The following is a 12,183-nucleotide window of genomic DNA, read 5'->3' as shown; positions in this document are numbered from 1 at the left end:
TTGTAGTTGCGATCATTCGGTATTATGGTATACCAACAATCATCAATGCCCTGCGCCGACGGGCCAATAACAATAGTTCCGAGGTAAGCGTCATGAAGTTTTCCCTGTTCGTACACATGGAACGTTGGGACGAAAGCGTCAGCCACCGTCAGTTGTTCGAAGACCTGACCGAACTGACCCTGATGGCCGAAGCCGGTGGTTTCAGCACCGTTTGGATCGGCGAACACCACGCCATGGAATACACCATCTCGCCAAGCCCGATGCCGCTGCTGGCTTACCTGGCGGGCAAGACCACCACCATTCACTTGGGCGCCGGCACCATCATCGCGCCGTTCTGGCATCCGCTGCGGGTGGCCGGTGAATGCGCGTTGCTCGACGTGATCAGCAACGGGCGCATGGAAGTCGGATTGGCCCGTGGTGCCTACCAGGTCGAATTCGACCGCATGGCCGGCGGCATGCCGGCCTCCTCCGGCGGCCAGGCGCTGCGGGAAATGGTCCCGGTGGTGCGCGCCTTGTGGAACGGCGACTACGCCCATGACGGCGACATCTGGAAATTCCCGACGTCCACCAGCGTGCCCAAGCCGATCCAGAAACCGAACCCGCCGATGTGGATCGCCGCCCGCGACCCGGACTCGCACAACTTCGCCGTGGCCAACGGCTGCAACGTGATGGTCACGCCGCTGATGAAAGGCGACGAAGAGGTCCTCGACCTGAAGAACAAGTTCCAGGCCGCCCTGGACAACAACCCTGGCGTGCCGCGCCCGCAACTGATGGTGCTGCGTCACACCCACGTGCACACCGCCGACGATCCGCAGGGCTGGGAAGTCGGGGCCAAGGCGATCTCGAAGTTCTACCGCACCTTCGATGCCTGGTTCGGCAACAAGACCACCCCGGTCAACGGCTTCCTCGCGCCAAGCCCGGAAGAGAAATTCGCCGGCCGCCCCGAGTTCGAGCTGGAAAGCCTGCACCGGACCGCCATGATCGGCACCCCGGAAGAAATCATTCCGCGCATCAGGTACTACCAGGAACTGGGGGTCGACGAATTCAGCTTCTGGTGCGATAACAGCCTGCCCCACGCGGAAAAGAAAAAATCCCTGGAGCTGTTCATCAAGCACGTGGTGCCAGCGTTCCGGTAGACATTTGTCCCCTGTAGGAGCGAGCTCGCTCGCGATGGACGCCAACGATAACGCGCGCCATCTGAATGACTGCGTTGCCCCGAAGTTTTTCGCGAGCAAGCTCGCTCCTACAGGTGTCATTTGTTCTGTGGGAGCAGGCGTTCCCACAAGGGTCGATTCCAATGATGACTGGTCGTCTCCCATCACTCACCCTTCCCTGCGGTGCCGCGCGGGCTTACCTGCGCGGTGAATGGAGCGCTTCACACCTGCATTTCAAGCGCCTGCGCGCCAGCGTTGCGGCCAAGCAGAACGGCTTCTGGCAAATAGTTCACTGAGCCCACCCGAACAGCCAATCACGCACTCCGCGTCTCGCCATGGCCTGGCGCGTACGGTGCATCGTGTTTCGCCTTGATCAGGTTTGCCCAATGAACAATAACAACGCGCTGTTGATCATCGACATGCAGCAGGAGGACGGTTTTGTCCTCGACAACCTCGACACCGTCGTCGCCAATACCGCCGCCCTGCTCGATACCTCACGCAGCCAGCGGATGCCTGTCATCTATACCCGCCACATCAATCAGGCCGACGGCAGTGACCTGCCCCAGGGTGAACCGCTGGCCGCCGACGGTGGCCCCGGCAGTTACCGCGCCGGCACCCGCCAAGTGGAAATCATCGAATCGCTGGCGCCGCAGCCCGGTGAACTGATCATCGACAAGGGCCGCTACAGTGCCTTTCACCGCACCGACCTCGATGCCCGCCTCAAGGCCCTGGAGGTCGACACGCTGATCGTCTGCGGCGTGCTCACCGACGTCTGCGTGATGACCAGCGTGTTCGACGCCTTCGCCCTCGGTTATCGCGTGCGCCTGGTCAGCGATGCCTGCACCACGACCACCGAGGCCGGGCATTACTCGGCCCTGCTGATCATGGCCAACTGGGTCTACGCGCTGGAAATACTCACAAGTGAACAGTGCCTGCGCGCCCTGCAACAACTCGAGTACGTCAGCCTGATCCCCGAGCATCCGGACCTGTTTGCCCACCAGCCCCACGAGCTGCAAAGCACCATCGCCCGTCTGCAATCCCGTCTCGTCCGGACTCAGGAGTGATCGCCATGCAAGTCGAAAAAAGAAGCATCGATTTCATCCCCGAGACCGAACGCCACGGCAAGCCGGGTTCGCTGTTCTATATCTGGTTCGGCGCCAACATGAACATCACCACCATCGCCTCCGGCGTGTTGCCGGTGGTGATGGGGCTCAACCTGTTCTGGAGTGCGCTGGCGATCATCATCGGCTCGTTGCTGGGGGCGATTTTCATGGCCTCCCACTCGGCCCAGGGACCGAAGCTGGGCATTCCGCAAATGATCCAGAGCCGCGCGCAATTCGGCGTGCTGGGGGCGGTGTTGCCGCTGCTGTTCGTGATGCTGATCTACCTGGGTTTCTTCGTCAGCAACACCTTGCTTGCGGCCCAGGCACTGGAATCGGTCAGCCCGTTGCCGATGTCCGGCAATATCTACCTGATCGGCGCGTTGTGCTTTGTCGTCGCACTCTATGGCTATCGCTTGATTCACCGCTTGCAGAAGCTGCTGTCGATCCTGTCGCTGGTGGTGTTCGTCGCGGCCACGGCGCTCGCCTTGCAGTTGCCGATCCCGGCCGAACAATGGCTGCCCACCGGCTTCTCGCTGTCGAAGTTCCTGGTGGCGGTGAGCATCGCCGTGACCTGGCAACTGTCCTACGCGCCTTACGTCGCCGACTACTCGCGCTACCTGCCGAGCAACACGCCGACTGCGCAGGTGTTCTGGTACAGCTACGCCGGCACGGTCAGCGGCGGTGCGTGGATGATGATTCTCGGGGCGATCCTGAGCGTCGGCATCGGCGACTTTTCCAGCAACGTCGGCGGGCATCTCGCCGGTCTGTTCGGCACTGGCGCGGTGCTGCTGTTCGCCTTCATCGTCTACGGCCAGGTGTCGATCAACGTGTTCAACCTGTACGGCGCGTTCATGTCGACCATCACCGTGATCGAGCCTTTCGCCCGACTCAAGGTGACCCCGCGGGTACGCGGTGTGTTCATGCTGCTGATCAGCCTGGTGGCCACGGCCCTGTGCACCATCAGTCAGGACGACTTCATCAACTTCTTCCTGAACTTCATCTTCTTCATGAGCTATTTCCTGATCCCGTGGACGGCGATCAACCTGGTGGACTACTACTGCCTGCGCAAAGGCCAATACCGGATTGACGACATCTTCGACCTGAACGGCGTCTACGGGCGCATCAACTGGATCGCCTGCGGCAGTTTCGTGCTCGCGATCGCCCTGGAAATTCCGTTCATGAACACCACGCTGTACGTCGGCCCGGTGGCCACGGCGCTGGACGGGGTGGACCTGGCGTGGGTGGTCGGGTTGCTGGTGCCTGCGCTGAGCTACTACTGGCTGATGAAGCTCGGCAAGCGGGCGCCGGTGGCAGAGTCCGCGTAACGCCCCCCCTGTAGGAGCTGCGGTGCGGCGATCCGACTTGCCAGCGATGGCGGCTTGCCTGACACACCACACAACCCGGTTCGCCAGCAAGCCGGCTCCTACGGAATTCCAGGCAAAAAAATCCCAGGCAGCTGATGGACGCCTGGGATTTAAAAATGCATAAACCGTGGTGGTGAACGCGGCGCGGATATTACGGAATATTTCCGGCTGTAACAAGATATTTTTATTCACTATCCAGTTACTAAACGCTCTAACCCCTTATATATCCACATATTTTCTAAGGGCGACTACAGGAACCAGCGATACTCCCGCGCGCTGATGTCATGCAGAAATGCCAGGTGATCCTGACGCTTGTTTTCGCAGTAGACGTCCACGAACTCCGCCCCCAAGCCTTCGCGCAACGCTGCATGACTTTGCATGGACTTCACGGCTTCAAGCATTTCCAACGGAAAATCGATGCCACTGCTGCGGTCTTCGTTGAGCGGGGCGATCGGCTCGCGCTCGCCTTCCAGGCCTTGCTCCAATCCCACCAGGATCGCCGCCAACGCCAGGTACGGGTTGGCATCGGCGCCCGCCAGGCGGTGTTCGATGCGCAGGTTCTTGACGTCCGACTCCGGAATCCGCAAGCACGCATCGCGATCCTCGAAACCCCAACTGGCGCGAGACGCGACGTTCACCGTGGCGCTCAAGCGGCGCATGGCATTGTGGTTCGGGGCAAAAATCGGCATGCAGTGCGGCAACACCTCCAGGCAACCGGCCACGGCATGGCGCAGCGCCCGCTGACCGTTCGCCGCCAGCAGGTTGTTGCCGGACTGGTCATACAGGCTGACGTGCACGTGCATGCCGCTGCCCGGATGCTGCAAGTAGGGTTTGGCCATGAAGCTGGCGCGGTAGTTGTGCTTGAGCGCCACACCCCGGGTGCTGCGGCAGAACAGGGCGGCCCAGTCGGCGGCGCGCAGGCCGTCATCGCAATGGCCGAAGTTGATTTCGAACTGGCCCGGGCCGAGTTCGGCGGTGATCACCGTGGCATCGACGCCTTGCTCACGCGCGGTCTCGACCATTTCATCGAGCACCGGGGCGAATCGCGACAAGCGCTCGATGTGCATGTTCGGCTGATCATCGGCATCGCCGCTCAGCTCGTCACGGGGAAATTGCGGCAAGCCGTCCTTCAGGCGGCTGTCGAACAGGTAGAACTCCAGCTCGAACGCCACCACCGGATGAATGCCCTTGCGCTTGAGCCGCTCCAGCACCTGCGCCAGCACTTCGCGGGGTTCGAATTCGATCGGCTTTTGTGTGCCGTCCGAGGTAATCAGCATCTGGCCCAATGGCTGCTTTTCCCAGTTCACCCGTTTCAGCGTGCCGGGCACCAGGCGACGCGGTGCGTCCGGGTCACCATCGTTGAAGCAATAATCTCCAATCTTGAACAGCCCGCCCTGGGTGCCGAGCAGCACGCAGTTCTGCGGCAACTTCAGGGCACTGCCGGCCGCGACTTTTTCGAGCATCTCGATCGGGTAGCGCTTGCCGTAGAAATGCCCCGGAATGTCCAGGGAGATCAGGTCGACGTATCGCACTTCGGGGTTGCAGTGGCGGAAGTTGCGAACCTCGGCCAGCAGTTCAGAGCACACAGCATCCATCGTTTTGTTCCTTGTTGTTATCAGGTGTAAACCCAAAGCACGCGGGTCAGTTGGTCGGACAGGTTGCCGTAGCGGCAGTGCGCATGGCTGGCCAGTTGAAAGCTGTCGCCGGGATGCAGGGTCACCGGTTCGTTGTCGTCGAGCCACAGGGTCAGCTCGCCTTCGAGGACGTAACCGCCCTGCTCCGAGCTGTCCTTCATGTGCCGGTCACCGCTGCTGGCACCGGGCTCCAGCTGGCTTTCGAGCATCGAAAACGAGGCGCGCATCTTTGGCGAGACGAGGATGTCGGTGATGCCGTCGGCGTAGTACAGCGTGCGGCGCTCGTCCGGGCGGGTGACCCAGGGCAATGCCATGGGTTTGGGCAGGCTGTAGAAATAGGTGGTCGGCACCCCCAGGGTTTCGCTGATGGCGGTCAAATCCGCCACCGTCGGGCGCGACAGACCGCGCTCGACCTGGGACAGAAAGCCGACCGAGCGACCGATTTTGTCCGCCAGTTCCTTGAGGGTGTACTTCTTGTGCTTGCGCAGGTCCTGGATCAGGATCGCCAGCGCCGAGATTTCTTCTTGCATGTCCATCGAGAGGCTTCCAGAAAGTGTCGCTTCAAATACTGTCGCGCAGCCGATACCAGGCCTTGCCGATGGCTTCCAGCGGCGCGGCGAGGTATTTGCCGCCTGGAAAACTGCCGTTGTCCAGGCCCTGGTACAGGGACAACTCGTCGGGCTGACCGAGTACCGCATCGGACACCGCCCGCGCCGCGGCCAGCGTCGGCAGCACGCCATGCCCGGAATAGCCCTGCATCCAGTACAGATCACCCCGGCGGCCGATGTCCGGCGTGCGCTTGAGGGTCAGGTCGATGTGCCCGCCCCAGGCAAACTCCAGCTCGACACCGGTGAGTTGCGGGAAAACGCGCTCCAGGAACGGCCGGGTCGCGGCGGCGATGTCCTTGGGCATCCCGCCCAGGTAAGTGCAACCGCCGCCGAACAGCAGGCGGTTATCCGGGGTGCGGCGGAAATAATCGAGCACGAACTGGTTGTCGGTCACGCACACGTTGCTCGGCAACAGCGCCGTGGCTTGCTCCTTCGTCAGCGGCGCGGTCGCGACCTGATAGGTCCCGACCGGCAATACACAGCTGGCCAGTTGCGGGTCGAGCCGATCGAGGTAGGCGTTGCACGCCAGCACCAATACATCCGCGCGAATACGACCGCGCTCGGTCGTCACCACAAAACCTTCGCCCTCCTCGCCATAGCTCAGCGCCTTGCTTTGCTCGTGGATGCGGCCACCGGCCCGCTCAATCGCATCCGCCAGGCCAAGGGCCAGTTTCAACGGGTTCAGATGCCCGCCCTCGGGATCGAACAGCCCGGCCTGATAACGCTCGCTGGCCACCCACTGGGGCAAATCGCTGCGCTCGATGAATTGCAGTTTGTCGTGGCCCCACTTGTGGCTGGCCTCGTGTTGCCACTCGGTCAGCAGGCCTATCCGACGCGGCATCACCGAGGTCCACAGATGGCCGGCGCGGTAGTCGCAATCGAACTCGTGGCGGCCGGGCAAGTCACGCAGCTCACGCGCGGCCCAACGCATGCCGTCCCACAATCGCCGCGCCCGCTCGTAACCCAGCGCCGCTTCCAACGGTGGCATGTCGCACGACCAACCGAGAATCGCCTGCCCGCCATTACGCCCGGACGCAGCCCAGGCCACCCGGCTGGCTTCGAGCAGGGTCACGCGCTTGCCGGCCAGCGCCAGGCGCAAGGCCGTGTGCAATCCACTGAAACCGGCCCCGATGATCAGCACTTCGGTGTCTTGTTCACCTTCCAGAGCGGCTCGAGGGACCAGGCGATCGGCGCAGGAATGGGCGTAGTAACTGGCGACATGTTGCGTGGATTGCTGAAACATACGGCCTCGTGAAATTTTATATTTTTAATTTCATGAAAAAATACACGGTAAATTTCACACAGGCAAATGCCACGCAAAAAAATCCCGCCCAAGAGGACTTGGGCGGGATGTTTATTCGGACGCGTCAGCGAAGGTATCAGGCAATCGGAATCAACGGATCAGCTGCAGCCCAGGCGGCGTTGCGGTCAGCCGCCGGCGGGTAGATCCACTGGGTGTTGATCTGGGTCTTCAATGCCTTGGCCTCCTCCTTGACCAGCTTGACCTGGCGATCCCAGCCCTCGGTGTACACCGCGCCCCAGGCGCCCAGGTCCAGGCAGGTGACGTATTTCGGCTGGCTGTACGGCGTCGGGTCGACGCCGAGGATCTGCGCCGCCACGTTATTGCCGGCGTGGCGCCCCAGGACAATGGCGTGCTGGCAGGTCATCAAGGCGAAGTTGCCGATCTCGTCACTGGCCGCACAAGCCACGTCGCCGGTGGCAAAGATGTCGTCCTGGCCCAGCACTTTCAGGTGGGCGTCGACATGCAGGCGGCCCAGGTGATCGCGCTCGGCGGGAATCTGCTCGGTCAGGGAGCTGGCGCGAACGCCGGTGGTCCAGACCACGGTTTTGGCATCGATACGGGTACCGTCCGACAGGGTCACGCCGTCGGCATCGACCGACACGACCGAAGCTTTCAAGTGCCATTTCACCCCGGTAGCCACGCTGGCTTCGGCGATCGACCGGGCAATTTCTTCACCCATCGAGCCGCCCACTTTATCGCCACGGTCAACGATGATCACCTTGATGTCGGCACGGTCGCCGAGGATGGCCCGCAGGCGGGTGGGCATTTCAGTCGCCGTTTCGATCCCGGTGAAACCGCCACCGGCCACCACCACGGTGTTGCACGCCACGCTATCGGGCTGGCTGGCCAGCGCCTTGAGGTGGTTTTCCAGGCGCACGGCCTGTTCGATCTGATCGACGTCGAACGCATGTTCGGCCACGCCCGGGGTGTTCGGCGACGCCAGGCGGCTGCCGGTGGCCAGAACGAGTTTGTCGTAGCTGCAGACTTGTCGAGCACCGACGGCATCGACGTAGCCGACCTGCTTGTGCTCGACGTCGATGGTCTGCGCCGCGCCCTTGATGAACTTGACCCCCACAGCATCGAACAGCTCGCCAATCGGCGCGGCCAGTTGATGGGCGTTCGGTTCGTAGAAGCGCGGACGCACACGCAGCTCGGCCTGAGGCGCCAGCACGGTCACTTCCACGTCGTTGTGAGCGTGAATGTCGAACAGGCGCGTGGCACTCAAGGCGGTCCACATGCCACCGAAACCTGCGCCGATCACCAGAATGTGCTGTTTCATTTTTAACTCCAGGGGATAAACAAGTGTTGTGAGCCACGCTCATCGGGAGCGGGCATGGGGTCGGTGCCTTTCGAAAACCGTCGACCTGTACCGCTCGAACAACTACGACTTTATTGATCCGAGTTAAATCCTGCAACAGGTTTTTTTGGAGGGCGCCCCTCAAACCCGTCGATGCCTCGACAGAAAAGCCTCAAGAACGCGCATGACAAGGGATTTTCAAGCTGGAAAAGAAAATTTAGAGCGCGACTCTTCGTTGCCCGGCTTGCTTTCGGCTGCTAGAATTGGCGACTAATCAAGTCGGAGATCTGTATGTCTCTTTACAGCGCGGGTGTCGAGTACGGCATCCACTGCCTGCTTTTTCTCGTCGGCAACGGCGGCGACTCGCGCGAAGCGAGTGTGCGCGACCTGGCCGAACTGCAAGGCGTTCCCCTGGACTACCTGGCGAAAATCTTCACCAAACTGGCCAAGGGCAAACTGGTGGTCGCCACCGAAGGCATGCGCGGCGGCTTCAAGCTGGCCCGGCCCGCCGACGAAATCACCCTGCTCGACATCGTCAACGCCATCGACGGCCGCAAGTCGATCTTCGATTGCCGGGAGATCCGTGGCCGTTGCGCGGTGTTCGACGGTTCCCCGCCGGATTGGGCACTGGACGGCCCGTGCGCGGTGCATGGCGCGATGATGGTGGCGCAAAAACGCATGGAGGAGGCCCTCGCCCAGCAAACCATCCTCGACATCGCCAGGAAATTCGGGCGCAAGGCCCCGGCGGAATTCGGCGTCCAGGTGGAAAGCTGGATGAACGAGCGGCGGGAAAGGAAAAGTGCCGCCCAGGCCAGTGAGCAGATCATCCCGACGACCAACCTGTCGGACTGATCCACACAAAAAAACCGGATGCCTGCCAGGCATCCGGTTTTTTTATGGAGAAAACGCTCAGGCGAGGGATTTCTGCCCTGCCGTTCTCACAAACAGTCGCGGACGATTTTGCGCAGGTCGCCGGATTTGGCCCAGGGTGGCCCCTGATACAGCGAGATCCGGCTGCCATCCTTGTACTTCACGATATCCAGCACTTCATCGGCCGTGATCACGCTCGGGGCGGTGATCCGGTAGCCGTTGGAAATCGAAAGCTGGGTCGTATTCGACACTTCTTTCTGCCAGGCAGGCAAAACGCACGCCGCATACTCTTTCGGCGTCTTTTCGCTGTGCTTGCTGACATTCGGCTCGCCCGGTACCAGCGAGGCCGGCAACGAACATCCGCCCAGCAATGCCAGTGCGACTCCCCCCATCAACATCCGCATGCTGCTTCCTTAAATTCGAAAAAAGAAAATGTAGCTGGTGGTCGCCCGTACAGCCATCCATCGATTCGGCGAGTCATTGATAGCACTTGTGCCCATTAGTTCCTTGCTTGCGCTCATTTGATGTCGTTCTGCCCACGAGCACAATCGTAAATTGTGAAGGACGGCGCATTTTCCGGTGCGCTGCTGCTTTCCCGACCAAAGGAAACCCTGCTGATTCAGACGAATACAACATCCGGTGCGGTAAACGGGTCTAAAATTTCGGAGTGCAGCATTCAGGAGATCGTCATGTGGCTTAACGAATCGGAACAGGAACTTCGGCGTGATCTGCAAGGGCTTGCGTCAGATCTGCGCTGGTCGGCCGTGGAGCTTTTGCGCATCGAGCAGCAATTGCGCCTGCTCGGGAACGAAATCGACGCGCAAGCCGTGCAAAAACTCTGTGCTTTGTTTCAGGGTGATGAAGAAAAACTGTCCGGCTATGCCGAGGAAGTGAAAGCCAAGGTCATCAGCCGCAACAAGGCTCAATAGCGGGAGCGCTGCCATGAACAGGCCTCTGTACACGCTGGTCGTCGCACTGACCGCGTTGGCAGGCTGCAGCACCAACTCGATCTATCAGGACCAGCCGCTGGTGGCGAAAGTCGACACCGGCATGACGCAGGAACAAGTCCGGCAAATCGGCGGCCAGCCCCTGGCGGTCACTGATCGTACCGTCGAACCCGGAACCTGCTTTGACTACAAACTGACTCAAGCCGGCCAACAGCAGGCGTACAACGTCAGCTTCGATGGCCGCGGCATGGTCGACCACAAGAGCTTCATGACCTGCGCGCAGTGGAGCCACACGCAGCAAAAAGCCAGAGAGCCGTCGCGCAGCAGCGGTGGCGGAGGTTACTGATTCCCCTACAGCAAAAGCCCCGGAGGACCGGGGCTTCAAGCCTTTCGTCATTTAGCCTGGTGGCTGCCCGCCGGCTTGCCGGTTCGAGCCCTGTAGCCGGGTAGCGACGCCGCAAACGCCAGCGCCTCCTCGCGACTGGCGAACGAGCCAAGCCGGTCACCCTGGGTGCACACCCGCCAGGGGCCGTGGTTCACGCTGAGTACGTCATAGCCGTTCATGTGCATTTTGTTCAACATCGGAACGCTCATGGTCACCTCCTCTTGGGCAGTGATCTCAGGTTGAGTTGCTTACCTTACACCCACCCTTCTCCAAAATACCGACCAGACGTCGCCGTGGAAATTCCAAATTCCGCTGGCACTTTTCGTCATTCCAGCAGCTCAAAATGCTCGATGGCAGTAAAATTTGCCTGGCCCGAATACTGCATTTACATGCAAGCCTGCTCCATGACACCGGCCACAAGGTAATCAATGAAAGTACGCGCAACGATCATTTTCGAGCAGGACAGGCATGTGCTGCTGGTACGCAAGCCGGGAGGACGCTGGACGCTGCCCGGCGGCAAGCTCGAACAGGGCGAAAGCGCGGCCGATGCCGCCGTTCGCGAGCTGTGGGAGGAAACCGGCCTGCGGGTGGACGTGTTGATGTACGTGCTGGAGCTGGAGGTGGACGGCACCCGACACCACGTTTTCGAGGTATCGGTGCTGAACCTTGGGCAATTGCGGCCGCTGAACGAAATCAGCGATTGCATGTGGCACCCGCTGGATACGGTCAATAACCTGAACATCAGCGCGGCCGCACTCGCGATTGTCAGCGCGTACCTGCGCCGCTTGTAGGCGCCTGGCCCTTGGCCAACGCCGTCGCGGCCCTGTCGATCAAGGCCGCCACTTCGGCGGGCATCGAGGCCAGCGACGCATGGCTGGCATTCAAGGTCAGAATCTCCCGGGCGTTCAGCCGTGCAGCCATCCATTGCTGGTTTTCGGGTGCGATCATCCGGTCATCGGTGGAAACCTGGTACCACGATGGTTTTTGCTTCCAGGCCACCGTGCCGATGGTGTCACCGAAGGTGCTCGCCAGCGGCGCTTTCTGAGTGAGCCCCATGACCAGTCCCTCGATTGCCGGCAGGTCCTGGCAGAAGCTTTCGTGATAGAGCTCGGGCCTGACCCACAGGTAACCGTCGCTGTCGGGCGCCAGGTTCGCCGCTGCCGCAGGCGGATGGCGCTGTGTGATGCCGCCGGGACTTTCACCGGCGTCCGGCGCGAACGCGGCGATGTACACCAGCCCGACCACGTTCGGCAGATCCCCCGCTTCAGTAATCACCGCACCGCCATAGGAGTGCCCCACCAGCAGGACCGGGCCGGGCACCTGGGCGACCATCTTGCGCGTGCGCTCGGCATCCTCGGCCAGGGACGTCAGCGGTAACTCGACGGCACGAATGTTCGTGTCGCCGCGGCTGAGCAACTTGGCGATGACCTTGTTCCAGTGGGCAGCACCGCCCCAAAAACCGTGGACCAGCACTATCGTGGGTTTGTCGCTCATCACCCTGACTCCGTTTGCCGATGG

The 12,183-nt window shown here is 61.3% G+C and carries 14 protein-coding genes; 7 read left to right on the top strand and 7 right to left on the bottom strand.

Annotation, left to right across the window (positions count from 1 at the left end; all coding sequences use genetic code 11):
* The first annotated feature begins 92 nt into the window (after nt 1-92).
* From AB4O16_RS27865 to AB4O16_RS27855, 3 genes are all read left to right on the top strand, one after another.
* Nucleotides 93-1,136 (top strand): LLM class flavin-dependent oxidoreductase, encoded by a 1,044-nt coding sequence (locus AB4O16_RS27865; protein WP_460156371.1) that lies wholly within the window; start codon nt 93-95, stop codon nt 1,134-1,136.
* 404 nt (nt 1,137-1,540) lie between these two features.
* Complete coding sequence (locus AB4O16_RS27860; RefSeq protein WP_460156370.1) at nt 1,541-2,218, top strand: cysteine hydrolase family protein; 678 nt, start codon at nt 1,541-1,543, stop codon at nt 2,216-2,218.
* Nucleotides 2,219-2,223: 5 nt separating this feature from the next.
* Nucleotides 2,224-3,582, top strand: coding sequence for a purine-cytosine permease family protein (locus AB4O16_RS27855; RefSeq protein ID WP_460156369.1), 1,359 nt, complete (start codon nt 2,224-2,226; stop codon nt 3,580-3,582).
* Nucleotides 3,583-3,869: 287 nt separating this feature from the next.
* On the opposite strand, the gene AB4O16_RS27850 is transcribed toward AB4O16_RS27855, so the two are convergent.
* From AB4O16_RS27850 to AB4O16_RS27835, 4 genes are all read right to left on the bottom strand, one after another.
* Nucleotides 3,870-5,216, bottom strand: a complete 1,347-nt coding sequence (locus tag AB4O16_RS27850; RefSeq protein ID WP_460156368.1) for a glutamine synthetase family protein — start codon at nt 5,214-5,216, stop codon at nt 3,870-3,872.
* Between the two features lie 20 nt (nt 5,217-5,236).
* Complete coding sequence (locus tag AB4O16_RS27845) at nt 5,237-5,791, bottom strand: helix-turn-helix domain-containing protein (protein ID WP_160387215.1); 555 nt, start codon at nt 5,789-5,791, stop codon at nt 5,237-5,239.
* A 25-nt stretch (nt 5,792-5,816) separates the two neighbouring features.
* Complete coding sequence (locus AB4O16_RS27840) at nt 5,817-7,106, bottom strand: NAD(P)/FAD-dependent oxidoreductase (RefSeq protein ID WP_460156367.1); 1,290 nt, start codon at nt 7,104-7,106, stop codon at nt 5,817-5,819.
* Nucleotides 7,107-7,242: 136 nt separating this feature from the next.
* Nucleotides 7,243-8,445, bottom strand: a complete 1,203-nt coding sequence (locus tag AB4O16_RS27835) for an NAD(P)/FAD-dependent oxidoreductase (RefSeq protein ID WP_460156366.1) — start codon at nt 8,443-8,445, stop codon at nt 7,243-7,245.
* 309 nt (nt 8,446-8,754) lie between these two features.
* On the opposite strand from AB4O16_RS27835, the gene AB4O16_RS27830 reads away from it, so the two are divergent.
* Nucleotides 8,755-9,315 (top strand): RrF2 family transcriptional regulator, encoded by a 561-nt coding sequence (locus AB4O16_RS27830; protein WP_160387219.1) that lies wholly within the window; start codon nt 8,755-8,757, stop codon nt 9,313-9,315.
* A gap of 86 nt (nt 9,316-9,401) precedes the next feature.
* Here AB4O16_RS27830 and AB4O16_RS27825 read toward each other — a convergent pair whose 3' ends face one another.
* Entirely contained in the window at nt 9,402-9,737 is a 336-nt protein-coding gene (locus AB4O16_RS27825) for a hypothetical protein (protein ID WP_160387221.1), read from the bottom strand.
* Between the two features lie 285 nt (nt 9,738-10,022).
* Between AB4O16_RS27825 and AB4O16_RS27820 the strand changes: the two genes are divergently transcribed.
* Both AB4O16_RS27820 and osmE read left to right on the top strand, forming a co-directional pair.
* A complete protein-coding gene (locus AB4O16_RS27820) occupies nt 10,023-10,262 on the top strand; it encodes a hypothetical protein (RefSeq protein ID WP_057396004.1) in 240 nt (79 codons plus the stop codon).
* 13 nt (nt 10,263-10,275) lie between these two features.
* Nucleotides 10,276-10,626: an osmotically-inducible lipoprotein OsmE gene (gene osmE, locus AB4O16_RS27815; RefSeq protein ID WP_160387223.1), complete on the top strand. Its 351-nt coding sequence runs from the start codon at nt 10,276-10,278 to the stop codon at nt 10,624-10,626.
* A gap of 47 nt (nt 10,627-10,673) precedes the next feature.
* On the opposite strand, the gene AB4O16_RS27810 is transcribed toward osmE, so the two are convergent.
* On the bottom strand, nt 10,674-10,874 hold the full coding sequence (locus AB4O16_RS27810; RefSeq protein ID WP_160387225.1) for an SPOR domain-containing protein: 201 nt from the start codon (nt 10,872-10,874) through the stop codon (nt 10,674-10,676).
* A 219-nt stretch (nt 10,875-11,093) separates the two neighbouring features.
* Here AB4O16_RS27810 and AB4O16_RS27805 point away from each other — a divergent pair, with 219 nt between their 5' ends.
* Nucleotides 11,094-11,456, top strand: a complete 363-nt coding sequence (locus AB4O16_RS27805; RefSeq protein WP_460156365.1) for an NUDIX hydrolase — start codon at nt 11,094-11,096, stop codon at nt 11,454-11,456.
* On the opposite strand, the gene AB4O16_RS27800 is transcribed toward AB4O16_RS27805, so the two are convergent.
* Nucleotides 11,431-12,159: an alpha/beta hydrolase gene (locus AB4O16_RS27800; RefSeq protein ID WP_460156364.1), complete on the bottom strand. Its 729-nt coding sequence runs from the start codon at nt 12,157-12,159 to the stop codon at nt 11,431-11,433. The two genes, AB4O16_RS27805 and AB4O16_RS27800, sit on opposite strands and share 26 nt — an antisense overlap.
* Between the last annotated feature and the right edge of the window lie 24 nt (nt 12,160-12,183).

It is taken from the genome of Pseudomonas sp. S2_H10 (assembly GCF_054668285.1).
The sequence above is the reverse complement of the archived record's forward strand: the minus strand, read 5'-3'. Positions and strand labels throughout refer to the sequence as shown.